The organism is Pirellulimonas nuda, from assembly GCF_007750855.1.
Classification (GTDB): domain Bacteria; phylum Planctomycetota; class Planctomycetia; order Pirellulales; family Lacipirellulaceae; genus Pirellulimonas; species Pirellulimonas nuda.
In genome coordinates this window covers 3,967,020-3,991,364 of the sequence record NZ_CP036291.1, presented here as the reverse complement: position 1 = coordinate 3,991,364, position 24,345 = coordinate 3,967,020, and the positions used below count along the sequence as shown (strand labels likewise).

General features: G+C 66.0%; 17 protein-coding genes. 9 read left to right on the top strand and 8 right to left on the bottom strand.

Annotated elements, in window-relative coordinates; all coding sequences use genetic code 11:
* Nucleotides 1-8: 8 nt before the first annotated feature.
* Together Pla175_RS15510 and Pla175_RS15505 are read right to left on the bottom strand one after the other, a co-directional pair.
* On the bottom strand, nucleotides 9-425 hold the full coding sequence (locus Pla175_RS15510; protein WP_145286884.1) for a putative zinc-binding protein: 417 nt from the start codon (nucleotides 423-425) through the stop codon (nucleotides 9-11).
* A gap of 39 nt (nucleotides 426-464) precedes the next feature.
* The gene (locus Pla175_RS15505) at nucleotides 465-2,855 is read right to left on the bottom strand and encodes a nitric-oxide reductase large subunit (protein ID WP_145286880.1); all 2,391 of its coding nucleotides are present in this window, start codon (nucleotides 2,853-2,855) and stop codon (nucleotides 465-467) included.
* Between the two features lie 346 nt (nucleotides 2,856-3,201).
* On the opposite strand from Pla175_RS15505, the gene Pla175_RS15500 reads away from it, so the two are divergent.
* Entirely contained in the window at nucleotides 3,202-5,142 is a 1,941-nt protein-coding gene (locus Pla175_RS15500) for an FAD-dependent oxidoreductase (RefSeq protein ID WP_145286877.1), read from the top strand.
* Nucleotides 5,143-5,351: 209 nt separating this feature from the next.
* Nucleotides 5,352-6,962, top strand: a complete 1,611-nt coding sequence (locus Pla175_RS15495) for an alpha-L-fucosidase (RefSeq protein ID WP_145286874.1) — start codon at nucleotides 5,352-5,354, stop codon at nucleotides 6,960-6,962.
* Between the two features lie 273 nt (nucleotides 6,963-7,235).
* Here Pla175_RS15495 and Pla175_RS15490 read toward each other — a convergent pair whose 3' ends face one another.
* Nucleotides 7,236-7,991, bottom strand: coding sequence for a hypothetical protein (locus Pla175_RS15490; RefSeq protein ID WP_145286870.1), 756 nt, complete (start codon nucleotides 7,989-7,991; stop codon nucleotides 7,236-7,238).
* 410 nt (nucleotides 7,992-8,401) lie between these two features.
* Here Pla175_RS15490 and Pla175_RS15485 point away from each other — a divergent pair, with 410 nt between their 5' ends.
* Nucleotides 8,402-9,175, top strand: a complete 774-nt coding sequence (locus tag Pla175_RS15485) for a hypothetical protein (RefSeq protein ID WP_145286868.1) — start codon at nucleotides 8,402-8,404, stop codon at nucleotides 9,173-9,175.
* 41 nt (nucleotides 9,176-9,216) lie between these two features.
* Here the strand turns inward: Pla175_RS15485 and Pla175_RS15480 are convergent, their stop codons facing one another.
* The 4 genes from Pla175_RS15480 to Pla175_RS15465 all read right to left on the bottom strand — a co-directional run bounded on the left by Pla175_RS15480 (nucleotide 9,217) and on the right by Pla175_RS15465 (nucleotide 14,706).
* Complete coding sequence (locus tag Pla175_RS15480) at nucleotides 9,217-10,650, bottom strand: DUF1501 domain-containing protein (protein WP_145286865.1); 1,434 nt, start codon at nucleotides 10,648-10,650, stop codon at nucleotides 9,217-9,219.
* Between the two features lie 179 nt (nucleotides 10,651-10,829).
* A complete protein-coding gene (locus Pla175_RS15475; protein WP_145286862.1) occupies nucleotides 10,830-13,436 on the bottom strand; it encodes a PSD1 and planctomycete cytochrome C domain-containing protein in 2,607 nt (868 codons plus the stop codon).
* A 37-nt stretch (nucleotides 13,437-13,473) separates the two neighbouring features.
* Nucleotides 13,474-13,959 (bottom strand): protein kinase domain-containing protein, encoded by a 486-nt coding sequence (locus tag Pla175_RS15470; RefSeq protein WP_145286859.1) that lies wholly within the window; start codon nucleotides 13,957-13,959, stop codon nucleotides 13,474-13,476.
* A gap of 135 nt (nucleotides 13,960-14,094) precedes the next feature.
* A complete protein-coding gene (locus Pla175_RS15465) occupies nucleotides 14,095-14,706 on the bottom strand; it encodes an ECF-type sigma factor (protein WP_145286855.1) in 612 nt (203 codons plus the stop codon).
* A 201-nt stretch (nucleotides 14,707-14,907) separates the two neighbouring features.
* Between Pla175_RS15465 and Pla175_RS15460 the strand changes: the two genes are divergently transcribed.
* From Pla175_RS15460 to Pla175_RS15445, 4 genes are all read left to right on the top strand, one after another.
* A complete protein-coding gene (locus Pla175_RS15460) occupies nucleotides 14,908-15,234 on the top strand; it encodes a LuxR C-terminal-related transcriptional regulator (RefSeq protein WP_197526880.1) in 327 nt (108 codons plus the stop codon).
* A 186-nt stretch (nucleotides 15,235-15,420) separates the two neighbouring features.
* Nucleotides 15,421-16,179 carry a PEP-CTERM sorting domain-containing protein gene (locus Pla175_RS15455; RefSeq protein ID WP_145286849.1) on the top strand — a complete coding sequence of 253 codons (759 nt, stop codon included), beginning with the start codon at nucleotides 15,421-15,423 and terminating at the stop codon, nucleotides 16,177-16,179.
* On the top strand, nucleotides 16,121-16,933 hold the full coding sequence (locus Pla175_RS15450; protein ID WP_197526879.1) for a hypothetical protein: 813 nt from the start codon (nucleotides 16,121-16,123) through the stop codon (nucleotides 16,931-16,933). The genes Pla175_RS15455 and Pla175_RS15450 overlap by 59 nt, the downstream gene beginning before the upstream one ends.
* A gap of 54 nt (nucleotides 16,934-16,987) precedes the next feature.
* Nucleotides 16,988-17,701, top strand: coding sequence for a PEP-CTERM sorting domain-containing protein (locus Pla175_RS15445; RefSeq protein ID WP_145286843.1), 714 nt, complete (start codon nucleotides 16,988-16,990; stop codon nucleotides 17,699-17,701).
* Between the two features lie 253 nt (nucleotides 17,702-17,954).
* On the opposite strand, the gene Pla175_RS15440 is transcribed toward Pla175_RS15445, so the two are convergent.
* A complete protein-coding gene (locus tag Pla175_RS15440) occupies nucleotides 17,955-19,556 on the bottom strand; it encodes an efflux transporter outer membrane subunit (RefSeq protein WP_145286840.1) in 1,602 nt (533 codons plus the stop codon).
* Nucleotides 19,557-19,923: 367 nt separating this feature from the next.
* Here Pla175_RS15440 and Pla175_RS15435 point away from each other — a divergent pair, with 367 nt between their 5' ends.
* Both Pla175_RS15435 and Pla175_RS15430 read left to right on the top strand, forming a co-directional pair.
* Nucleotides 19,924-21,165: an efflux RND transporter periplasmic adaptor subunit gene (locus tag Pla175_RS15435; RefSeq protein ID WP_145286837.1), complete on the top strand. Its 1,242-nt coding sequence runs from the start codon at nucleotides 19,924-19,926 to the stop codon at nucleotides 21,163-21,165.
* A 9-nt stretch (nucleotides 21,166-21,174) separates the two neighbouring features.
* Nucleotides 21,175-24,339, top strand: a complete 3,165-nt coding sequence (locus tag Pla175_RS15430; protein WP_145286834.1) for an efflux RND transporter permease subunit — start codon at nucleotides 21,175-21,177, stop codon at nucleotides 24,337-24,339.
* Nucleotides 24,340-24,345: the final 6 nt, after the last annotated feature.

Below are 24,345 nucleotides of genomic sequence, written 5' to 3'. Positions count from 1 at the left end.
CGTCTCTCCTAAGGGTTGGTGTGGTTGCGATCCTCGTTGCCCGCTCGCGCGGTCGTGTGCTCCTGCTTCTGCTGCGCCGCTTGACGCAGCGCCGCGTCGATCAGCTCTTCGAGCTGCCGCCCGGCGGGCAGGGGCGCGTTCTTGCGGACCCCCAGCTCGTGCAGGCGGATGTGGACGTCGGTGTGTTCTCCCAAAACCGCGAACACGCCGAGGCCGCACGCGATCGCGCAGCCGTCGATGACCCAGACCTCTCGTTGCGAGAGCTTCTTGAGGAAATGCGGCTTCGACGCGCCCAGCCCGGCCAGGCACGACATCTCGGCGATCCCGCGCCGGTCGAGCTCACGGGCCAGTTGGTCTGCGAGCTGCCCGGCGTTGGAGCACCCAGAGCAGGCGAACAGCAGCGGCGGTTTCGGCGGATTTTGCATAACGGCGGGGTTTCGGGCCAAGTCGTTCGGTGGTGTCTGCTAGTCTGCGGCGGCCGGCGCCAGGGCCGAGGTCTCAAAGATCGCGTCTTCTTCGGGCGTGATAGACCAGCCCGTTTTCAGGCCGACCACAAACCAGCCAAGACCGACGATGCCCAATGCAAAGATCGTGTCTCCGACCACGCGCAGCCAGCGGAGCGTGTCCATCCCGTCGGACTGCATGAACTCAGCGGAGCGGGCGTACCATAGTCCGCGGTCGACGCTCGCCCAGGTCTGCAGCAGCCCGACCGGCAGCACCGAGATCAGCACCATCAGGGCCAGGCCGATGTTCATCGCCCAGAAGCTGAGGGCCAGCGTCCGGGTGCGCCAGGCGTTCCGCGCCGCCAAGCCCTTCAGGCAGAACAGCGTCAGCCCGATGCCCAGCATGCCGTACACGCCGAACAACGCCGTGTGCCCGTGCACGGCCGTGGTGTTGAGCCCCTGCATGTAGTACAGCGCGATGGGGGGATTGATCAGGAAGCCGAACAGCCCGGCGCCCACCAGGTTCCAGAACGCGACAGCGACGAAGAAGTAGATGGGCCACTTGTAGGCGGCCACCCACTTGCGGGCGCGGGCGAGCGAAAGGTTCTCGTAGGCTTCGAAGCCGATCAGCACCAGCGGCACGACCTCCAGCGCGCTGAACGTCGCCCCGAGCGCCAGGATGGGCGTCGGCGTGCCGGTGAAGTACAGGTGGTGGAAAGTGCCGATGATGCCGCCGAACAGGAAGATGGTGCTGGAGAAGAGCACGGCGGCCGTGGCGGTGGCGGTCCGCAGCAGGCCCATCCTGGTAAACAGGAAGGCGATCACCACCGTGGCGAATACCTCAAAGAAGCCCTCGACCCACAGGTGGACCACCCACCACCGCCAGTACTCGGCGATGGCCAGGTTGGTTTGACGATGCCACATGATGCCGGCGGCGTAGAACAACGCGATGGCCGCCGATGCGACCACGAACATCGCTAGCAGGTGCTTGTGCTCGCCCGGTTGTCGGAAGGCGGGCCACAAGGCGCGGCACATCAGACCCAGCCACAAGAACAGCCCGATCAGCAGGAAGTACTGCCAGAAGCGGCCCAGCTCAACGTACTCGTACCCCTGGTGCCCGAACCAGAAGTTCATTTCGTACCCCATCTGCTGGCGGGTGCCGTACCAGGTCCCGAACAACGACCCCACCACGATCGCCAGCAGGCAGACGAACAGCAGGTTGACCCCGGCGCGTTGCCATCGCGGCTCGTGGCCGGAAACGGCCGGGGCGATGAACAGCCCGGTCGCCAGCCACGCGGTGGCGATCCAGAAGACCGCGAGCTGCGTGTGCCAGGTGCGTGTGACCGAGTACGGGAGCCACTCGGCCAGCGGGATGCCGTAGAAGCCTTCGCCCTCGACGCCGTAGTGCGCCGTAACGGCCCCTAGGCCTACCTGCACCAAGATCAACGCGATGACGACCCAGAAGTACTTCTCGGTCGCCTTCATCGAGGGGGTTGGCGTCAGCGCCAGCAGCGGGTCGTGCCGGGGGAGGTCAGGTTCGTCCTCTCCCGCGTGGTGATTGATGACGGCGTAGTACCAAGCCAGGGCGCCGATGCCGGCCAGCAGCAGCACAAAGCTTAGCACCGACCACACGATGATCGGCCCGCTGGGCGTGTTGCCGACCAGGTGCTCCGAGGGCCAGTTGTTGGTGTACGTGACGGGGCCGCCGGCCGACGTTGCGGCAGCCTCCAGGTCGATCGGCGCGCCTCCGCCCTCCTGGGGACGCTCGGCAGCGCACGCCCAAGCGGTCCAGAAGAAGAAGGCGTTCATCTTCTCTTGCCGCTCTGGGTCGCGGATGGTGTTGGCCGGGATCGCGTAGGCGCCGCGGAGCTCCGGCGGCGTCATCCGCCCGTCGGCCAGGTCCTTCACGTCGTCTGGGAACTGGGCGGCGTCCCCAAACAGGGCGGCGTAGTAGCCGCCGATGGCCTTGGCCGCCTGCGCGCGGTCGGCCGACACCAGCGTGTCGCCGGTCTCTGGATCGTAGGTATTGGTGCGGAGCTCCTCACGGAGCCGGACCAGCAGCGGCGCCCGCGTCTCGGGATCAAGCTCGGCGAAGGGCTGGCCGTGTGTCTGCTGCGACCAGTGGTTCAGCAGCCACAGGCACTCGCGGTGCAGCCAATCGGCTGACCAGTCGGGCGCCACGTAGGCGCCGTGCCCCCAGATGCTGCCGAGCTGTTGGCCGCCGATCGACTGCCACACGTTCTGCCCGTCCTTGATGTCCTGGCCGGTCCAGAGCACGTTGCCCTCGGGCGTGGCGACCCGCTCGGGGATCGGGGGGGCGAGGCGGTAGATCTCGAACCCGTAGTACCCCAGCACCGCGAAAGAGAGCACAACCACGCTCGCGAATCCGATCCACAACCCTCTGTACCGCATGACCGTAGCTCCTCACTCAGTCGACTGTTCGGACCCCCGACAAAACGTGCATGTCGAGATGCAGATTGATCGTACCCATCAAGTAGTGTACGTCAAGGTGTAGAATTGACGGGCCGGCGGCGGCTCCGCGTAGGGGCCGTACCGCCAGCGGAGGTAAGCGCGTTTCGGGGCGCCGTGCTGGCCCGGCCGGCCGATGGTAGAATCTGTGCGTCGGTCGCCCGGGGCGTCCGGACGCGTGCGCGCCCACCAGTAGCGGCGGCGGTCCGCCGCGTGCTGGCTAGTCCAGAGTTTGAGCCTCGTTTCGAACACATCCGGCGGCGTGAGCCACGCCCTTGAGGAACTTTGCATGCGAATACTTGCCGCACTAGCGACCGTTTTAGGCTCGCTGTTTCTTGCCCACCCGGCACAGTCGCAAGAATTAGTGCTCCTCGAGACCGAGGCGTTCCCTGAGCTTGGCGGGTGGCTGGTGGACCAGCAGTTCATGGACCTGATGGGCTCGCCCTACGTGCTTGCCCACGGGCTGGGCGAACCGGTTCCCGACGCGGTGACAAGCACCACGTTGCCGCGCTCCGGCGTCTACCGCGTGTGGGTCCGGACCCGCGATTGGGTCGCCCCCTGGAGCGCCCCGGGCGCGCCTGGGAAGTTCCAAGTCGTGCTCAATGGGCAGCCGCTTGAGACGACGTTCGGTACCGAAGGGGCCCAGTGGCATTGGCAGGATGGTGGGGAGGTGCAGTTGAGCAAGGACGTGAGGGTGGTGCTGCACGACCTGACCGGCTTCGAGGGGCGGTGCGACGCGATCTTGTTGGCCAAGGACACGGGTTACATCCCGCCGGATGGCGGCGAGGCGCTCGCCAAGCTCCGCAGCAAGCACCTGGGCTGGGACGCGGCGCCCGCCGATGGCGGGGAGTACGACCTGGTGGTCGTCGGCGGGGGCATTGCCGGCACGAGCGCCGCGATCACCGCGGCCCGATTGGGCGTTCGCGTGGCGCTCATCCAAGATCGGCCCGTCTTGGGGGGCAACGGCAGCAGCGAGGTGCGCGTCTGGCCCGAAGGGAAGACCAACCACGAACCCTACCCGCGTATCGGCGACGTCGTGGCTGAGCTGGTCCGCGACAAGGGCCCGGCCGACGGCAACGCCAAAGACGCCGCTGTCTACGACGACCAGCGGAAGCTCGACCTGGCCCGGGCCGAGCCCAACCTGACGCTGATGCTCGAGCAGCGCGTCAACGCCGCCAGCGTCTCGCCCGAGGGCCGCATCCTATCGGTCGTCTCCCAGGACACGCGATCCGGGAAGCGCACGCGGGTCCGCGGCAGGTGGTTCCTCGACTCCACGGGCGACGCCGTGCTCGGCGCGCTCGTGGGCGCCGACTACGAGATAACCCAGACGGGGCACCTCGGCGCCAGCAATCTCTGGAACGTGGACGCGGTTGAAAAGAACGAGCACCAGCTCCAGTGCCTGTGCGAGGACGACGACCCGCTGTCGCTCAACTTCACCCCCTCGGACGAGCCGGCGCCGTTTCCCCGCTGCCCGTGGGCCGTGGACCTGAGCAGCCGACCCTTCCCGGGACGGGACGGCGACCAAGCGAAGCCCGACCTCGCCAAGCTTGGGGGCTGGTTCTGGGAGAGCGGGTTCGACAAGGACCCGATCCTCGACATGGAAGAGGTCCGCGACCAGAACCTGCGGGCGATGTACGGCGCGTGGGACACGCTCAAGAACGTTGACCAGAAGTACCCCACGCACCGCCTCAAGTGGGCCGCGTTCGTTGCCGGTAAACGAGAGTCGCGTCGGTTGCTGGGCGACGTCGTTCTCTCGGGGGAGGATTTTCGCCAGGCGACCCCCTACCCGGACGCCTGCTTCCCGTGCACCTGGAAGCTGGACCTCCACCTCGCCGACCCCAAGTTTGACCAAGGCGGGTCCGACCCGTTCATCTCGAAGGCCGAGTTCGGCCCCTACACCGGCCCCTACTGGGCGCCCTACCGCTGCCTGTACAGCCGCAACGTCGGCAACCTGTTCATGGCGGGCCGCAATATCAGCGTCAACCATGAAGCCCTGGGAGCGGTGCGCGTGATGCGCACCTGCGGCATGATGGGGGAGGCCGTTGGCATGGCGGTTGCGCTTTGCAAGCAGCACGATTGCACGCCACGCGACGTCTACCAGACGCACCTGGGCGACCTGAAACGCCTCATGCAACGCGGCGCCGGGAAGGCGGCGACGTCTACCCCGGTTGAGGCGGCGGGCCTCAAGCCGCAAGAGGCAGACGATCTCGACGCCCGACCCGTCCCGTAGGCCCCCCCCGTTCAGCCACCCCGATTGCCACGCGCGGGTCGCGAGCGTGCTGCGCGGCGTCCAATTTCGCGCTCGGCGGCAATTCGCAGAAGTCGACGAGCCGGCGCCGCCTCGATTGGCCTTGGGTGGTTGAGCGCCGCGTCGCCGTGACTACACTTGTTGCAGACAATCTGCCATTACGTTCTTCCTCTCCTCAATCGAGACTCCTCATGCACTTCCGCCGTGACTGCGTCCTAACGATTGTCGCCCTCTTCGGGACCCATCTAAGTGGCGTCCATGCGTTCGCCCAGGCGCCCCGCGACCCGACCCAGCCGCACCCGCTTGTCGAGCCGTCGCTGGCCAAGATCGACGCCGGCATCGCCGAAGGGCCCTTCCGCGCCGAGTGGTCGTCGCTGGAAGGGTACGAGATCCCCCAGTGGTACAAGGACGCCAAGTTCGGCATCTTCATCCACTGGGGCGCCTACAGCGTTCCCGCGTTCGGGAGCGAATGGTACCCGCGCCAGATGTACATCAAGCAAGAAAGACGCGGCGACGACTTCTTCCAGCACCACCTCGCTGTCTACGGTCCGCAGAAGACGCACGGCTACAAGGACTTCATCCCACAGTTCAAGGCCGAGCGTTTCGACGCCGAGGCCTGGGCCAAGCTGTTCAAGGAGACCGGCGCGCGGTACGTCATCCCCGTCGCGGAGCATCACGACGGCTTCCCGATGTACGACTGCTCGTTTACCCGCTGGGACGCTACCCAGATGGGGCCGAAGCGGGACGTCATCGCAGAACTGTCGAAGGCGGTCCGCAACGAAGGGATGAAGTTTGGCGTCAGCAGCCACCGGGCGTTCAACTGGATGTTCTACGTCCGCGACGAGTCGTACGACAACGCGGATCCCCAGTACGCGGACCTGTACGGACGGCCGATGCCGTTCCTGTACGCAGAGGACGCGTGGGACTACAAGAAGCATTTCACCCCTCAAGACCAGCAGTTCAAGGACGACTGGCTGGCCAGATCGTGCGAGCTGGTGGACAAGTACCAGCCGGACGTCTTCTGGTTCGACTTCGGAATCACGCCGAAGCAGGACGCCTCGTACGAAGACAACTCGTACGCCGAGTACCTGAAGCGGTTCGCCGCCTACTACTACAACCGGTCGTCTGCCTGGCCGGACGGCGTCGGGATCATCAACTACAAGTTCAACGCCTTCCCCGAAGGCGCCGCGGTGCTGGACAAGGAGCGTTCCAAGATGGCGGCCATCCGGAAGCCCTTCTGGCAGACCGACACCGCGGTGAGTGAGAGCTCGTGGGGCTACACCAAGAACCAACGCTACAAGACGCCCGACCGGTTGGTGGACGACCTGGTGGACATCGTCAGCAAGAACGGCTGCCTGCTGTTGAACGTGGGGCCCCGCGCCGACGGCGTCATCCCAGAAGAAGATCAGGCGATCCTGCGTGCGATCGGCGGGTGGCTGAAGATCAACGGCGAAGCAATTTACGACACCACCTACTGGAAGACCTACGGCGAGGGGCCGACGTCGGTGTCGACGGGGCACGTGTCCGAGGCCCAGGACAAGCCGTTTACCGCGGAGGACCTGAGGTTCACCACCCGCGACGGCGTCCTCTACGTCACCGGCCTGGCGTGGCCGGAAGACAACCGCGTCACCGTCCGATCGCTGGCCAGCGGAGGCGAGTATTTCCCCGAGGAGATCGCCTCGATCACGATGCTGGGCTCCGACGAAGTGCTCAAGTGGACCCGCAACGCCAAGGGGCTGACGGTCCAGCTCCCGAAAGAGCGGCCCTCGGAGTTCGCGTACGTGCTCAAGGTTGCGAAGTAGCGGGATCGTGGACGTCTCGCGGAGAACACGACGCGCTACGGCGGCGATCGTGTTCTCCGCGGCGGCGCCTTGCCCTGCGGCTTGGGGCGAGACGCTGACTTCCGGCCCGACCGCCGAGCGTCGACGGGCGGCGAGTCGGCGCCAGAGGCCTGCAGCGCCGATCCGCCTGCTACCGCGCGATGGATGGCGACCCACCAACGCCAAACGGGGCGGCCAAGGCCGCCCCGTTTGGGTGAGGTTTTCGATTGCCGAGCAGTCGCTCGGTTGCTCCGGCTAGCCACGCAAGCGGCGGGCGCCGAAGGCGGCCAACAGCCCGAACGCGGCAAGCACGCAGGCCGAGGGCTCGGGGACAACGTTGTCCGGGCCGGGGTTGACGGTAATCACGACCCCGTCGAAGTCCTTCTTGGCGATGAGCGCCGAGGAGTTCGGGCCGGAGCTGGCGGTGAGCGTATTGTCGAGATTAATCCCGACCTTGGTCACCAAGCCTGTGATGCCATTGGCGGCGAGCAACGGACCGAGTTCGTAGAAGAAATTGCCCGTCCACGAAGTGTTGTAGGTCGGGTTGCCCGCGCCGTCGGTGCTCAGCAGGTAGTCGCCGCCCGAGGGCGTAAAGGTCATCACGCCGTTGGCGTTCAGCGTGGTGCTGACCGGCAGGAAGTTGACCTCGAGGACGTCGATGAAGATGTTCGCGGTGACTTGGGTGAAGGCGTCTTCGTTGGAGACGATCGAGCGGGCGAGGCTGGTGTCGCCGGCCTCGGTGAGCGAGATGCTCTGGATCGCCTTGCCCGCCTTGGCGCGGATCATGAACTTGAGTTGCCCGTCGGTTTGGTCAGGAGCCCCGCCGCCGGACGAATTGGCCGAGAAGCCAACCGGATCAAAGTCGAGCGAGTCGCCCGAGATGTTGGGGGCGCCAAACAGCGGCTGGGTGTCGCCGGAGTTGGTGTCTTCGGTGACGTCGAGGTAGTCGACCGTCGTACCAGAGAAGTTGCCGTGGTTGATCGGCGCCGCAAAGGCGCTCAAAGGCAGCATGAGAAGCAGCGCCGACAGCAGCGGCGTTGGGCCCGCGAATCGCGGACAAAGGGATGACGTAGTCATTAGACACTAGCCCCATCGGTGTAAGATCAGAACAGCGGAACAGCAATGCTGCCAAGCGTAGCGATTACGCAGGCGGTAAGCCGCGTATAGGGAATGTACTGGCTGATGCGGCTCACCACAATACTCTAAACCAAAAAAATGAAAAAAACGCATGCTCGATCGGCTCCGCTGAAGATCGTTCTAGGGGCGTTGCGAGTCATATTAGGCAGAAAAGCAGTGGACTTCCCGGGTTTCGCGTGTTCCACTAGCACTGGCGTCAAGTTTTACTTACTGGTCTGAGGAAACGCTGCCCGCCAAGATTTGGCCGATGATCCTTTCTCATTTCGTTGAGCTTCTCCGCCGCGATGATTCGATTCTTGCAAATCCTTCTCTTCGCCCTTTTGGCGTGCTGGCGCGTGGGGATTCCCGCACAGGCCGACCTCGTCGGGATCGAATACTACGATCGTGGCTCGGCGAACCCCCAGACCAACGGAGGACCGTTGTGGACGGGCGAGGTGAACACCTCAGACGGGACCCTGCGGTTCACGTCCTGGAAGGAGCTGCCCGGTCACGGAAGCGAAGAGTTTTGGGTTCCACAGTTCCAGGCTGACTCGCCCATGGTCTGGCAGGCATTGGACTCCGGCGGGAATCCCTACACGCTGCCTACGACCTTCGGCTCTGTCGTAGGCGAGGGAGTGACGATCGGAAACGACTTCGCATTCTTCAGCCCGATGCCGGCGACTCAGATGGCCTGGGCCGATATCTCGGGCAACGCCATGTCGTTGGGACACATCTACGCTCCAACGCGGATCGGCTGGGGGGGCTACGCCGAGATCACAACGGCCGGGGGAGACTGGATCTACCACACGTCTGCCGTGAGGGCAGAGACCCCCTACAACGAAACCACCATCCCGCGGCTGCCGGTGGGGCCGAACAACATGTTCGCGTCGCTCGACGCAACCATAAGAGTGACCTATCGCACCGTCACAGAGCCGGAGCCCCAGCCCGGAGGCGACCTCGCCGCTATCCCGGAAGCGGGCGTTGCGACTCGCTTCTGCGTTTTGGCCGCCGGCGGGCTGCTCGCCGTGTGGGTGAAGCGGAGCCGCGCGGGGCGTAGATCGCTTCAGGCCGCTGCCTGAGCCAGCCGGAGCTTGACCCTCGCCCCCGGTCCTAGCCGGCGCTAAGCGATCAGCCGGTCGATCACCCGGCCATGCACGTCGGTCAATCGAAAGTCGCGGCCGGCGTGCCGGTAGGTGAGCTGGGTGTGGTCGAAGCCCAGCAGCCTCAGCATGGTGGCGTGCAGGTCGTGCACGTGGACGCGGTCTTCGACCGCCTTGAAGCCGAGCTCGTCGGTGGCGCCGTATACCTGCCCGCCACGGACGCCGCCGCCCGCCATCCACACGGTGAAGCCGTAGTGGTTGTGGTCGCGTCCGTTGATTTTGCCGGCGTTCGAGCCCTCCTTGGGGAGCTCGACCGTCGGCGTGCGGCCGAACTCGCCCCCCCACAGCACCAGCGTTTCGTCCAGCAGCCCGCGTTGTTTGAGGTCGTGCAGCAAGGCCCCGATGGCCTGGTCGCACTCTCCCGCCAAGCGGCGGTGCTGGATCTCCAGGTCGTCGTGGCTGTCCCAGGGTTGGCCCGCGCCGTGCCACACCTGCACGGTCCGCACGCCGCGCTCCACCAGCCGGCGGGCGAGCAGCATCTGCCGACCCTGCACGCCGGGGCCGTACAGGTCGCGGATGTGCTGGGGCTCGCCGCTGAGGTCGAAGGCGTCGGTCGCTTCGGACTGCATGCGGAAGCCGAGCTCGAGCGACTGGATGCGGGACTCGAGGTTGGGGTCGCCCCCGGCGGCCGCGCGGCGATGGGCGTCGAGCCGGCGGATCAGGGCCAACTGCGCAATCTGGCTGGGGGCGGGGGCGGCGTCGTTGCGGATGTGCTCGATCATCTGCTCGATCGACGCGTTGCTGGGGTCGACGTAGCTCCCTTGGTAGACCCCGGGGAGGAACCCGGACTGCCAGTTCTGGGTTTCCTGGATCGGGAACCCCCCGGGGCAGAGCACGACAAACGCGGGGAGGTTCTGGTTCTGGGCGCCGAGCCCGTAGGTGACCCACGACCCGAAGCTGGGGCGCACCTGGCGTGCGTCGCCGCAATTCATCAGCAGCAGCGAAGGCTCGTGGTTGGGGACGTCGGCGTACATCGAGCGGATGACGGCGATATCGTCGATCCGCTTGGCGACATTCGGGAAGAGCTCGCTGACCTCAATGCCGCTCTCCCCGTGGCGGCGGAACTTAAAGGGGGAGGGGAGGGGGGCGCCGGTGGGGCGCTCGGTCGACGGCGCGCCCCCTTCGAGCGGTTTGCCGGCGTACTTCACCAGCGCCGGCTTGGGGTCGAACGTGTCGAGGTGCGACGGCCCGCCGTTCATAAACAAGTGGATGACGTGCTTGGCCCGCGCGGCGAACTGCGGCGGCCTGGGCGCCAGCCAATCTGCCGGGCTCGCGGCGGCAGCGGCAGGCTCGGCCAACATCGACCCGAGGGTCATCGCCCCCAGCCCCATGCCGCATCGCGTGAGCATCTCGCGCCGGCCGAGGAGCGCGTTGTCGGGGCCGTGTGGGTTCATGGTTTCGCGCGTGGCTAAGGTTTGACCACGGATAGCACGGATGGCACGGATTGGGCTCTTAGCTTTCAGCGATCAGCTTTCGGCTCGTGAATGCGTCTCAACCAAGCCGAAAGCTGACCGCCTTCATCAAATCCGTGTGATCCGTGTGATCCGTGGTTCGTTTCGTAGCAGTGGCTTAATTAGTCGAGGAACAAGAACTCGTTGCTCATCAACAGCGTCTGGGCGAGCCGGCCCCAGCAGTCTAGCGGCGGGGGCGTCGGGCCGCGAAACCCGGACGTCGAGTCCCAGCGTCTTTGCGACCCGGCGCCGTCGAGCCGCAGCGTGACTCCCCATTGGAAGGAGTCGCTGTTCTCGTTGGCTCGGCAGTCGGTGACGAAGTCGATGGTCTCTCCCGCCGCGACCTGGATCTGCGCGTCGGTGCGGGACTGGCTGTGCGTGGCGACCCACTCTCCGAGCACCCCCTGCCGAGAGCTGACCAGCCGCCCGCGGACGCCGTCTCCCTGGTCGGAAGGGTGCTTCAACTCACCGTCGATGGCGAGCCGGCCCGCCGCGGGCGCCACCCACCGGCGCACTGCTGGGTGCGCGGGGTCGCCCGGGTGGCCCCCGCCCGCCTGCAGCGACACCCAGCCCAGCGACGCGTCGGGTAGCTTGTCGCCCGCCTGCCAGCGGTCGCCCGTGAAGTGAGGCAGCTCTTGGAAATCGACTGCGTCCCCCTCGGCGGCGCCCCTCCCCCAGCCGAACCGCCAATCGGGGCCCGCGCCGGGCATGCCGGCGGCCGGGTCGTGCACGAACGACAGCAAGGCGTCGAGCTCCGCCGGCAGAGGCGACCTGCCCAGGGCGAGACGGAACATCCGCACGGCGCGCTGCCGGTCGTCGGTTGAGGTGGCGGAATCGAGGCTCCGCTCGGCCAGCGCCGAGGCGCTGGTCAGCATCAGCGGGCTGTTCAGGAAGTAGAGCGCCTGCTGGGGCGACGTGGTGACCGCGCGACCGGCGGACGACGCGTCGGGGCTGGCGAAGTCGAAGGTGCGGAAATAGGCCGGCAGGTTCTGCCGCTCAACAAACCCGTACACGGCGCGACGCGTCGTGCCGGGCTGCTCCGCGATCGGCTGCGAAGGGCCCTCCATCGTCAAGTCGAGGCGGCCGCTCACCGCCAGCACCGCGTCTCGGGTCTGCTCAAGGTCGAGCCGGCGGCGGTTCATCCGGGTTAGCAGGCGGTTCTCGGGGTCGGCCTGCGCCGCGCCGGGCGCGCCGACGGCGCTCTGCCGGTAGGTGCTCGACAGCACGATGCGACGGATCAGCCGCTTGGTCGACCAGCCATCGTTGGTCAGCGAATCCGCCAAGTAGTCGAGCAGTTCCGGGTGCGTTGGCGGGTCACCCCGCAGGCCAAAGTCGCTGGCGGTCGCCGACAGCCCCCGCCCGAACAGCCAGCCCCACACGCGGTTGGCCCACACGCGGGCGGTCAGCGGGTTGTCGGGATTGGCGATGGCCTCGGCCATCTCCCGGCGACCGCTGCCGTGCGCGAACGGGGCCGCGTCGTCGCCGGCGAGGCAGGAGAGGAACCGCCGCGGCGTGGGCTCGCCGCGCATCCCCGGGTTGCCGCGCAAGAAGACTGCCGGCTCGACAGGCTTGTCGCGGTCAAACAGCGCGTTGGGGGCGTTGTCGACCGGCTTCTCTTCGCTGCTGGCGAACACCCCGTACAACGAGTAGTAGTCGGCGGTAGGGATGGGGTCGTACTTGTGGTCGTGGCAGCGGGCGCAGGCCACCGTGAGGCCCATCGTGCCACGCGTCACCACGTCGATGCGATCGTCGATGATGTCGTGCGAGTTGTTGAGGAACCTACGGCCGAGGGTCAAGAACCCCATCGCGGCTGCATCGGAGTCGTCGTCGGTCTGATCCGCGGCGATCTGCGCCACGAGGAAGCGGTCGTAGGCCAGGTCCTGATTGAAACTGGCGATCACCCAGTCGCGGTAGCGGTAGGCGTTGGGGTAGTTGCGGTCTTCTTGGAAGACGTAGCCCTTGGTGTCTGCGTAGCGCGCCACGTCCAGCCAGTGCCGCCCCCAGCGTTCGCCGAACCGCGGCGAGGCCAGCAGCGAGTCGACGGCCGCTTCGTAGGCCACGTCGCTGGGGTCTGCCTCGAACTGCTCTGCCTCTTCCGCGGTCGGAGGAAGGCCGGTCAGGTCGAACGCGACCCTCCGCAGCAGGTCCCGAGGCGAAGCCTCGGGGGCGTGGGGCACGCCCGCATCAACCTGCCGCGCCAGCACGAACGCGTCGATAGGCGTGCGTCGCCACCGGTCGTCGGTCGGCGGCGGCTCGGGCGGAGCGACCCGCTGGAAGGCCCAGTGGTTGGCTGCCGATGGGGCCTGCTCGGTGTCGGCTGCGCCGCCCGTGCGCGGATCGGGCGCCCCGGCGGCGACCCAGGTTTCAAAGTCAGCGATCACCGCGTCGGGCAGCCGACCGGCGGGGGGCATCTGAAGCGATTCGTACCGCAACGCGGCTAGCAGCACGCTTGCGGCCGGGTTGGCGGGATCGATGGAGGGCCCAGAAACGCCGCCGGCTTGCAGCCCCACGGCCGTGTCGAGGCGCAGACCGCCCTGCAAGACAACGCTATCGGACGCGTGGCACTCGTAGCAGTGCTCGACCAACACCGGCCGGATACGCCGCTCGAAGAACTCGACCTGTTCCGGGCTCGGCGCCTCGCCCGCAGCGTGCCGCACGATGACCAACAGCACGAGCCCCGCGAGGATGCGCGGCGGTCGCCGGTGGATATGCGGGAACGGCTGGGCCATCGACTCGTCTCACAGCGCAGGGCGGGTCACCCCCGTATTAGAACCGCTCGGTTGTCGGGGATAAAGCTCGCCGTGAGTGGGCGCCCAACATTGTTCTTGAGAAAACGGACCGCAAGTGGACAAACCGCAGGTCGTGCGACAGGATCATCAGTAGCTGGCGCCCCTGAAGCTTAATGGCGTGTGGGTGCCTCAGCGTGATGTTGCCCGGCTTGAGGTCGCGGTGGTTCAAGCCCCTGCCGTGCGCGTGCTCCGACGCGCCGGCACTCTTCATGCACAGTTGGGCCGCCTCGCGGGTGGTGAGCTGTTGGCCCGTCAGCCAGTCGGCCAACGTTGGCCCCCACACCAGCTCACTGACGATGTAGAGCGTGTCGCCGTCGCGTCCGACCTCGCAGACCGAGACGATGTTCGGGTGGCTCAACTGCGCAACGTTCTGCGCCCGCCTTCCCGATGCCCCGACCCCGCCGCCAACGGTGTTCGAAGTCGATGCAGACCAGCTCGTGACAGAGCGATTGGTCGGCAGCATCCGGCCGCCAGCCCTGTTGAGCAAGGAAGCCGAGCATATCGGGGGGCGCCCCCGACGACCACGCTGCTTCGTAGGCGTCGCAGGCCTGGTCGAGCCGGTCAAAGGAACTCTCGCCGAGGTCGGTCACGCGTGTGCTCACTCCCGATTGACGATCAACCAAACGTGTTGCACCTTCTTCATCTTTCGTTCAACGGTCCGCTCAGCGCAGCCCAGGTGCGTGGCGATAGCGCCGTGGGTCTCCCCCGCCAGGCGTAGCATCAATACCCGCTCTGCGAGCGGGTCGGCCAGCCCATCGAGCAGCATCCGCAGCGTCTCGCGGACCGCAGCGAGCGTCATCGGGCACCGCTCGACCGCTGCCAGCCGATCGAGAATCGTGCCGGAGGCGTCTGCCGGGCCAAGGTCGCACTCGCCCCGTTCTTTGCCCCCGCCGCGTCGCAGCGTGAATCGCCTGCGGTGCAGCCTCGCTACCTTGCGGCGTGCGATCGTGAGCAGCAGCCCCCACAGTTGGGCCCGAGAGAGCTGGCCGCTGAAGCGTCCGTCGTCGATCCCGCGAAAAAAACTAGACAGCACGCTGCTGGCGATGTCTTCTTCGTCGATGTCGCGCCGCGGCGTCGCGGCCAGGGCCCGCCGAGCGGTGGCGACCAGCCTATCGAAACAAGCATCGTAGATGAGCGGCGCCGCGTCGCGGTCTTCTACCGGAAGGCCGTCGAGCCAAGCCAGCGGACGATCATCGGAAGCCCCCGGCATGGGCGATTACCTATCGGAGCCTGTAGGGCCGCCTCCCCGCGGCGGCCGCACCGCCGTAGCGTAGCCACCTCGATCGGGGGGTGCAACTCAATTCGAGCGCTGATCGCCCATAGACCCCGCGCCTCTTTCTAGGAATCCATGTCGGGTTTTGCAGGGCGTTCGCCAATAAGCAGGTATCCGATCACGCGCTGGGGAGCCGCCATGTTCAAGAAAATCGCTACAGGAGCCTCCGTGAGCCTGCCGGAATCCGACCATCTGGCTCCGCCGAGCCTGTTTACCGCCGTAGAGTGGGGTCGCGTGACACGGGCGACCGGCATCTCACGGAGGCAAGAAGCGGTGCTGCGGGGTGTGTTGGACGGGCGTAGCGACCGCGCCATCGCCAACGAGCTGCACATCGCGTTGCCCACGGTGCGTTCGCACCTGCAGGCCATGTTCGGCTGCTTGTCTGTCAGCGATCGGACGATGCTGGTGCTCGAGGTTTGCCGGATCGCCCTCGACCGTTCCCGCGAGGACCCTCGGTGGAGGTAATCAAATTGATGATTGACCCAGCTCGAAACACGTCTAGTTTACGCCTGAAAGCAAATGGGGCGCCAAACGCTGCCTGGGCCGCGAGGGCTTTCGAGCCGGCATTTCAGCCGATTTCTTGTCGGCGGGCCGGCGTTCGCCGGTGGAAGCTTGACCCTTGATCCTTGAACCTTCACCCAGAGACCGCTCATGAACCGCGCCATCCCGTTTTCTCTCGCCCTTCTCGGCGTCTGGCTCCTGCTCGCTCCGGGCGCTCTTGCCCAGCCCATCGCCGCAGGGACCGCCACTTACAAGTACGAAAACACATTTACGACCAGGCTTTTCCCGGGCTCGCCGTTTAACCCGACCACCGACAACATCGATCTGCCGGTGACCTCGTCGGGCGTCTTCCGTCAGGTTTGGCAGGCCCAGGTGGGAGACACGATCCAAGACGAACTGTTTGACGGCAACGCCACGGGCGAGCTGCCCGGCCCGACCCCAGTCCCCTTCACGCTTGTCTTTGGGGCTGACGCAATCCCAGGTCTGGGACCGTTTGTCGGGACGTTCTCAAGCATCACCCAGGACCCGGGCGACGGCAGCCTTACTTCGGCGTACAAGGTTATCGGGGGGCCTTTCGCGCAGGTCTTGGCCGACGGCACGACGCTTTACACGGTCGACCCTTACACCCTTGATTCGAACGTCTTGGGGTTGCCCTACCCGGTCGGGACCTTGTTTACGGGGATCGCCGGCTCTAGCCCGTTGGTGCGGGTGCGCCTGGGGGCGACCATCGATCCGGTCAACGACCCGGTGATCGGCCAGGCGCTCCCCGGGGGAACGGTCCGCATCACCGGCATTGTGCCGGAGCCTAGCGCGGCCGTGCTGCTGCTGGTTGGCGCCGCCGGAGCAGTCTTTGCGGCTCGGCGCCGCCTTTCTGAATGCGCAAACACGTCTCAGCGATCGCCTTCTTGATGCAGTGCGCGGGGGCGTACGCGCCCTGCCGACCTTGCGCAGCGATTCCACCCTGTTCCGTTCTTACCTGGAGAATCAACTCATGAAATCCCGCCCGGCGAAAACTGTGTGGTTCACGATTGCTATTGCTTCAATGTCCACGATTGCCTGCGTCGGCCACGCCCAGACACCGGTGCCGGTCTCGGTCGTTGGTAGCGGCACCGGCGCATTCTTGTCGGCTGTTCCCACCGACTTTGCGGACCTTAGCGGGACCGGCACTTTCTCATTCGGTGGCCTGTCGCTGCCGTACGAGCTCACCTCGGGTGATGTTGGCGGACTCATGATTACAAACCCGGGGCCGCCGATTGTTGGTGACTTCAGCAATCTAGCGGCCGTAGTGTTCTCTACGCCCAGCGGCGATATCGCGATGGACTACGCCGGCCAAGTGACGCTAACGCCCGTTGATGCGACGAACCTAACCGGGGTCTTTATCGCGACATTCGTGCCGATCGTCGGCAGCGGCACCGGCGTGTTCTCGGGCGTGGTCGGGGGCCAATTTGAGATGACCGCCATCGTGGCAGAGCCCTTTGTTCCTCGCACCGACCCGACGCAAATCGACGGATTCTCGCTCGATATCCCGTACACCTGGTCAACCACCGGAGGCGGTGGCGACTTCTTTACCGTCGTTCCCGAGCCGTCGTCGCTGGCGACGGCCGGCCTGGCTGCGTTCCCTATCCTCGCAGTCCGTAGTCGAGGGAGTCAGTTCTCCGTTTGAGGCACGATCTCCCCGCAACGCACCAATCCACCAATGACTTGTGAGGTTTGAACAATGTCTTTGCGCTCCGCCAGACTGCTGATCATTTGGGTGACCCTTTCGACCGCGACGGCGGCGGTGTACGCCGATCCGGTTGTGGCCGGTACGACCTCGCTGCCGATGTTCCCGATCCAGGACGTCATTCTCCCCGCGAACTCCGCCTTCAACCCCAACGACTTCGCCGTTCTGGCCGACGACGTCACCGCGATGGGCCCCAGCATCTTCACGCGTTTGGCCCAGGTGGGCAGTACGATCCAGATGGTGGATGGCTATTTCTCCGGGACCGGGGTGCATCCAATGCTGGGCCACTTCCAACTGCTCACGGGAGCGCCCAATGGGTTCTCTCCGATGACCCTCACGCTTGAGAACGTGGTTCAAGACCCGTCGCACCCCGGCTTCGCCAGCGGTGATCCGGCGAGCATCGTCTCTGCGGATGCGACGTTCGTCGTGCCCAACTACGGGGTGAATCTGCTTGACCTAGGAGTCTCTCTCGAGGTGCGAGACTCGTTCTTCTTCAAGGCCTCGTTTGACGGACTACCCCCGTCGGTCGGCACCGTCTACACCGCGGACCCCTACGAAGGGCAGGACTCACTGCTGCCGGCGTATCTCGCCGGAACCAACACCGTAGTCGCCTACAGCACCCAGCGGCGTTTGGTGGCCGTGCCGGAGCCGGCGTCGCTCGTGCTCGCTAGTCTGGCGGCGGCGTTCGTGATCCGGCGTCGGGTTTGAATCGAGGGAGACTGAAAGAACGGAGGGCCCGGGAAGTGAGCGCTGCGGACGGCGCGTTGTTCGCTGACTCTGCAAATCCCGTCATCAGTGAAGACGGGTCGGTGGCGTTCACCGCGCTGCTGAAGCCAACCCTTAGCGTCGCGGTCGGTGGCGCGAGGCTAGACTCGGCCGGGTCCACGAGCGGGGCGATTGGACGCCCGCGGGCCGACGCCACGCAAGAAGCACCGGCGTTCGTTTCAAGCGAGACGCTGTATCAATCTAGCGCAGAGAGGGCGTCGGGCTGCGCGAGTGGGGCTTCGGGGGAGGGCAGCTCTTCAGCGGGGGCTTCTACGGTCTCCGGCGTCTCCGCCGGGCGAACCGGGCCGATATCGGCCTGGCCCAGGTAGGGCGAGGGCCAGCCGCCGCCCAACGCGCGGTAGATGGAGATGGTGCTCTGCGCCACCTGCCCCTTAGCCAGCGCCGCCGCCACTTCCTGCTGGGTCTTGAAGTTCTGCACGGTGAACACACGGTTGATGTCCGCGTCTCCTTCTTCCAGCAAGTTGTTGATCAGCTCGTTGGTCCGGTCGGCGGCCTCAGCGGCTTGCAGGCGGAACTTCAGCACCTCCTGCAACCCGAGGAACTGCTTGATGGCGTTTTCCGCCTCGAAGTTCGCCACCAGCACGGTTTGCCGGTAGCTGGCCAACAACTGCTGGAACCGCGCTTCTTGCACCCCGATATTGCCGGTGATGCGTCCGTAGTTGAGGATGTTCCAACGGAACGATGGACCGATCGAAGCGAACGAGGCCTCGGGGGTGAAGAGGTCGCCCAGTCGCGCCGCGGTAACTCCGGCGTTCCCTGTAATGCTGATGTGCGGGTAGAGCTCGGAGGCGGCGATGCCAATCAGCTCGCTCTGGGCCGCCAGGTTGCGTTCGGCACGCCGAACGTCGGGGCGACGCAGCAGAACCACCGCCGGGATGCCGACGGCGATTTCCGTGGAAACCTCGGGGATCTCTCCCTCACCCAGCAGGGGCAAGATATCCTCGATAGGCATGCCGAGCAGCAGGCAAAGTTGGTTCTGCGAGAGCCGCACGCTGATCTCGAGTTGCGGCACCAGCGACTCGGTCTGCGCGAGGCTCGACTTGGCCTGCTGCACGTCGACATCGTTCGCGTCGCCGGCGAGGAACCGCCTCTCGGTAAGCTCGTAGGTTTCGCGCTGATTCGCTACGTTCTCCCGCACCAGCGCTAGCTGGGTCTGCTGAGTGCGGATGTCGACGTACGTCGCGGCGACATCGGCGATCAGCGTGACGACCACGTCGCCGTAGTCGAACACCGAGGCGTCCAGGTCTGCGTCCGCCACCGCGACCGCGCGTCGGTAGCGACCCCAGAAATCGAGCTCCCACGCGAACGCGAACGACCCGTTCCAGTTGCTAAAGTAAGTCCCCGGGCCGTCGCCGGGCGACTTGTTGCGGGAGTACTCCCCGGACATTGTTTGCGTCTGCGGGAACAGGTTGCCGACGGCCACTTGGCGCAGCATCCGCGCTTCGAGGATCCGCGCACCGGCCTCACGGAGCGTGAGGTTCTGATCGTAGGCGGTTGCGACGAGCTCGTTGAGCACCGGGTCTTCGAACTGGGCCCACCAGGCAACGAGGTCGGCCGGCTGGTCGAGGATCCGTTTGTCGTCGGCGTCGATCCAGTTCTCGGACACCGCCACGCCGGGGGGGCAGTAGTTCGGTCCGACCTTGAAGCCGTTGGCGATCCACTCGCGGGGCCCCGTACAGCCCGCCGCCGCCAGCGCGATCGCGAGGCAGACGCCGCACACGCCTCGTCGCCACGGGCCTGCGCCCAGCCGGTCCGATAGGGGATTCTGGAAAGACATGGACGCAGGGGGCTGAACACAGAGGCCAGGGCGGTCGCCGGAGGGCGCGCGGCGCCACCGGAAACATCGTTTTATTCGGCATCAGCGGCAGATCCCGGTTGGCGTCGGTTGCCATTCGCCCCGTTTAGGCCCCGGCGCCGGCTGATACTACCGGTACACCCGTCAAAGTCGGCCTGCGGGCTTCCGCTGCGGGGATCTAGAGACTGGGGCGGCCGGCGGCGTGCTGGGAAGATATTCTGGGGGCCGTGGCCTGCAATTCGGCCCCTTGGCGGGAAGCCCGGGGTTCCAATATTAGTTAGGATAGAAACCTTGTAAGTCTCCCTTCGTCTATTTGGACGTTCTTAACATCGCGAAGCCGACGGCGCGTATGGAATCACCGGTCGACACGCCTCGGAACGTGGCGTCGCTGTTGTTGCGCGCGTTGCTGCCGATCGCCATCCTTGCAGCCGGCTGGTGGGGCTTCTCGGAGCTGTCGCAGAAGATCGAGCAACCGCCGCCGCAGGCCAAGGAGACCCGGACGCTGCGGACCCGCGTGGTGGGGGTGGAGCCGATCGACTACCCGATCGTGGTCGAAACCAACGCCGTGGTGCAGGCCCACAACCGCGTGACGCTGACCTCCCAGGTCCGCGGAGTCGTGGTGAAAGTAAGCCCCGCGTTCGAGGTGGGCGCCTATTTCTCCAAAGACGACGTGCTGCTGGAGATCGACGCACGCGACTACCGCACCGCGGAAGCATTGGCCAAGTCCCGGCTCGAGAGCGCCAGGTCCGCCTTGAGGCTCGCCAAGCTGGTGGAGGACCGCAAGCTCAGGCTGGTCAGCTCGAACGCCGTGTCCCGCGCGGAGGTCGACGCCGCGTCGGCCACCCGCGAGCAGGCCGAAGCCGGTGTTAAGATGGCCCAGACCGATCTCGATCTGGCCCAGCTCAACCTAGAGCGCACCCGCGTGCTGGCGCCCTTCGACGGGCGGGTCCAGTCGAAGGGCATCGGCCTGGGCCAGATGGCCGACACCAACAACCCGCTCGGCGAGATCTTCGCGGTCGATTTTGCGGAAGTCCGCCTGCCGGTCTCAGCGAGGCAGCGCGAGTTCTTGGTGCTGCCCGAGTTTTCCGACGATCCCCCCGTTGAGGTCATGCTACGCGACGGCATCAGCCAGGCGTCGGATCGGCAGTGGCGGGCCAAGATCGTCCGCACCGAAGGGGTGCTCGATCCGGACTCGCGCGACCTGTTCGCTATCGCCCGCATCGACGACCCCTTCGGACGCGAGTCGGGCGACCCGCCGCTGCGCATCGGACAGCCGGTGACCGCATCGATCACCGGGGTGGTGCTCCGCGACGTCGTCGCGCTGCCGCGCGCCGCTGTGCGTCAGCTCGACCAGATCGTGCTGGTGCGCCGGTCGGACCAAACGCTGCTGCCGACCACCGTCCACGCGATCTGGTCCGACGCCCAGCACGTGATTGTCGACCGCGCGAGCGTCCCCAGCGACGTGTGGCTGGCTACGACCCCGTTGGTGTACACCCCCGAGGGGACGCCGGTTGAGATTATTGAAGGCCCCACTTCCTCGGAGGCGATCGCCGACACGGCAAAGGTCGACTCCGAGAGCGCAGCGAACTAACGGGCCGCCATGATTCGCTGGTTTACCATCAACGGCATCGCCGCGAACTTCTTGATGCTGTCGATCTTGGTCGCCGGCGTGTACACGGCCCTGTTCCAGATCCCGTTGGAGGTGTCGCCGGAGCGCAGCTTCGAAACCGTGGTCGTTGAGATGGACTACCGCGGGGGCACGGCCAAGGACGTCGAGCGCGCCATCTTGATCCCTATCGAGGAAGCGCTCGAGGGGGTCGAGGGCATCAAGCAGCTCAACTCGGAGGGCTCTCGCGGCCAGGCCCGTTTCTTTATCGACGCCGAATCGGGCGCCGACCTGCGGGAGCTGATGGACGACGTCAGCGCGCGGATCGACACGATCACGACCTTCCCCGACGAGACCGAGAGCCCGCGGATCTTCATCCCCGAGTCGTCGAACTTCTGGGAGGTGCTGAGCATCGCGGTGACCGGAGACATCAATCCGCACCAGTTGCGCGAGGTCGCCCGCAGGGTGCAGGAAGACGTGCTCGCCCTGCGCGGGGTGAGCCGGGCGCAGGTGCAGGGGGACAGCCGGTACGAGATCGCGATCGAAGCGGACACCAAGAAGCTGCTTTCTTTCGGGCTCAATTTCGAGGACCTCGCCCAGGCGGTCCGCCAGTTCTCCATCGACCTGCCGGCCGGCGCCATCGACAGCGCCAGCGGGACCTTCATCGTCCGCACACGCGGCCAGGCGTACTCGGCCCGGGAGTTCGGCGACCTGCCGATCCGCGCCGCCAACGGCTCCGATGTCTTGCTGGGCGAGGTGGCCACGATCGTCGACGGGTTCGAGGAGGGGGAGAAGCTCGTCGAGTTCAACGGCCAGCCCGCGCTATTCGTTGAGGTGATGCGGACCGGCAAGGAGAGCGCGATCGAGATCTCCGACCGCGTCCGCGAGTACGTCGGCTCGATGCGTTCGCGGTTCCCGCAGGGGATCAACCTGTACATCTGGGACGACGAATCGATCTCCATACGCGATCGCCTGAATACGCTGGTCGGTTCGCTGCTGCAGGGGAGCGTGCTGGTGATGCTGTTGCTGGGGTTGTTCCTCCGGCCGGCGCTGGCGTTCTGGATCGTGATGGGGATCCCGGTCGGCTTCGCCGGGGGGGTCCTGTTGATGCCGTGGTTTGGCGTGACCGCCAACGTCATGAGCCTGTTCGGGTTCATCATTGTCGTTGGCATCGTCGTCGACGACGCGATTGTGACTGGCGAGAACGTCTACCTGAAGATGAAGGCCGGCATGACGCCCCTGGACGCCGCGATCGAGGGGACGCAAGAAGTCGCGACGCCGGTTACTTTCGGCGCGCTGACCACCATCGTGGCGTTCATCCCGTTGATGTTCTTCGACGGCACTTGGGGCGACTATTCTCGGCAGGTGCCCCCCATCGTGGGGCCGGTGCTGCTGTTCTCGCTGATCGAGTCGAAACTCATTCTGCCGGCGCACCTAAAGCACCTCCGCCCCGTGCCGAGAGACAACATCATTACGCGGGTTCAGACCGGTATCGCCGAGGGATTGGAGTACCTGATCGAGCACGGCTACCAGCCCGTGCTCAACCTGGCGGTGCGCTACCGCGCCACGGTGTGCGCGATGTTCATCGCGTGCGCGCTGCTGATGGTGGGCTACTGCCTGAGCGGGCGGATGGAGTTTATCGCCTTCCCGTCGGTCGATCGCGGGCGGATCTCGACAGAGCTCGACATGCCGGACGACACGCCCCTGGCGGTGACGGCCAGGTACATGGACCAGATCGAGGATGCGCTGTTGCAGATGCGCAAAGAGTACGTCGATCCCGGGACGGGCGAGTCGCTCGTGCGGGACTACTCCAAGATCACCGGCGCCGCCCGCATCCACCGCGGCTTCGACAAGTCGCGGGGCGCCATGTCGTTCGAGGTGCTGCCCCCCTCGGAGCGCACCGTCCCCGGCGCCAGCTACGGCGAGCTGGTGACCCGCTGGACCGAGCTGGTCGGCCCTATCCCCGAGGCGTCCGAGTTCCGCGTGAAGTCCGATTCGAGCATCCGCAACGACCGAGACGTCGACAACCAGAACCTGAACATCGAGCTGCGCGGGCCGATGTCGCCCGAGAAGGCCGAGGTGGCCCGCGACATCCGAGTATTGCTGCAAGGGTACGAACAGTTGAGCTCGACCTGGGCCAACGTCAACTACGGTCAGGACGAGCTCGAGATCACGCTCAAGCCGCTGGCGGCCGAGCTGGGCCTTACGCAGCAATTGCTGGCCCAACACATCCGCCAGGCGTTCTTCGGCGAAGAGGCGCAGCGCCTCCAGCGTGGGGTGGACGACATCCGCGTCATGGTCCGCCTGCCGCGAGACCAACGCGAGTCGCTGCACACGCTCGACCGCATGCGGATCCGCACTCCCCGGGGCGCGGACGTCCCGCTGTCGACCGTCGCTAGCATCGCGTTCACCAAGGCCCCTTCATCCGTGCAGCGGAAGAACGGCGCGGAGGTCCTGCGGTGCGGCGCCCAGCCCGTCGACCAGAAGGTCGACCTCCTGGGGATCGCCCGAGAGATTACCCCTAAGATCGATGAGCTGTGCATCCCGCACGGCCTCACCTTCCAGTACGTCGGGTACGTCGCGGAGGCCGAACAAACCAAACAGCAGTTTATCCTCGGCGCGGTCGCGTTGGGGTTTGCCTTGTTCGCGCTGCTCTCGATTGCGCTCAATTCGGTGTTCCAGCCGTTCTTTGTGCTGCTGGCGGTCCCCTTCGCGACCATGGGCGCACTGCTGGGGCACATGCTTCTTGACATCACTCCGTCGTACCTGTCGGTGTTCGGTCTGTTGGCGCTGGCCGGCGTGTCGGTGAACGACACGCTGGTGATGGTCGACTACGTGAACCGCCAGCGCAAGGCCGGGTCCGGGCTACGCCAAGCGGCGCTCGAAGCGGGGGCCAGGCGGTTCCGCCCGATCATGCTGACGTCAATCACCACGTTTGTTGGGCTGATGCCGCTCCTCTTCGACGACTCGCTGCAGGCCCAGTTCTTGATCCCGATGGCCGTGTCGTTGGCGTTCGGGGTCATGTTCGGCACGATCGTCTCGCTGTTCCTCATCCCGTGTGCGATGCTGCTCACCGACGACGTCCGGAAGGGGCTCGTGCTGGCGAAGAACTGGTACCTCGTTCCTTTCAGGAGCGCGCCAAGCGACGTTGCCGGCTAGGGGACA

Coding starts and splice junctions, on each gene's coding strand:
- Pla175_RS15495 (WP_145286874.1), top strand. CDS start 5,352: ATGCACTTCCGCCGTGACTGCGTCCTAACGATTGTCGCCCTCTTCGGG.
- Pla175_RS15440 (WP_145286840.1), bottom strand. CDS start 19,556: ATGTCTTTCCAGAATCCCCTATCGGACCGGCTGGGCGCAGGCCCGTGG.
- Pla175_RS15465 (WP_145286855.1), bottom strand. CDS start 14,706: ATGCCGGGGGCTTCCGATGATCGTCCGCTGGCTTGGCTCGACGGCCTT.
- Pla175_RS15500 (WP_145286877.1), top strand. CDS start 3,202: ATGCGAATACTTGCCGCACTAGCGACCGTTTTAGGCTCGCTGTTTCTT.
- Pla175_RS15475 (WP_145286862.1), bottom strand. CDS start 13,436: ATGGCCCAGCCGTTCCCGCATATCCACCGGCGACCGCCGCGCATCCTC.
- Pla175_RS15445 (WP_145286843.1), top strand. CDS start 16,988: ATGTCTTTGCGCTCCGCCAGACTGCTGATCATTTGGGTGACCCTTTCG.
- Pla175_RS15460 (WP_197526880.1), top strand. CDS start 14,908: ATGTTCAAGAAAATCGCTACAGGAGCCTCCGTGAGCCTGCCGGAATCC.
- Pla175_RS15455 (WP_145286849.1), top strand. CDS start 15,421: ATGAACCGCGCCATCCCGTTTTCTCTCGCCCTTCTCGGCGTCTGGCTC.
- Pla175_RS15485 (WP_145286868.1), top strand. CDS start 8,402: ATGATTCGATTCTTGCAAATCCTTCTCTTCGCCCTTTTGGCGTGCTGG.
- Pla175_RS15470 (WP_145286859.1), bottom strand. CDS start 13,959: ATGCTGCCGACCAATCGCTCTGTCACGAGCTGGTCTGCATCGACTTCG.
- Pla175_RS15435 (WP_145286837.1), top strand. CDS start 19,924: ATGGAATCACCGGTCGACACGCCTCGGAACGTGGCGTCGCTGTTGTTG.
- Pla175_RS15430 (WP_145286834.1), top strand. CDS start 21,175: ATGATTCGCTGGTTTACCATCAACGGCATCGCCGCGAACTTCTTGATG.
- Pla175_RS15505 (WP_145286880.1), bottom strand. CDS start 2,855: ATGCGGTACAGAGGGTTGTGGATCGGATTCGCGAGCGTGGTTGTGCTC.
- Pla175_RS15480 (WP_145286865.1), bottom strand. CDS start 10,650: ATGAACCCACACGGCCCCGACAACGCGCTCCTCGGCCGGCGCGAGATG.
- Pla175_RS15510 (WP_145286884.1), bottom strand. CDS start 425: ATGCAAAATCCGCCGAAACCGCCGCTGCTGTTCGCCTGCTCTGGGTGC.
- Pla175_RS15490 (WP_145286870.1), bottom strand. CDS start 7,991: ATGCTGCCTTTGAGCGCCTTTGCGGCGCCGATCAACCACGGCAACTTC.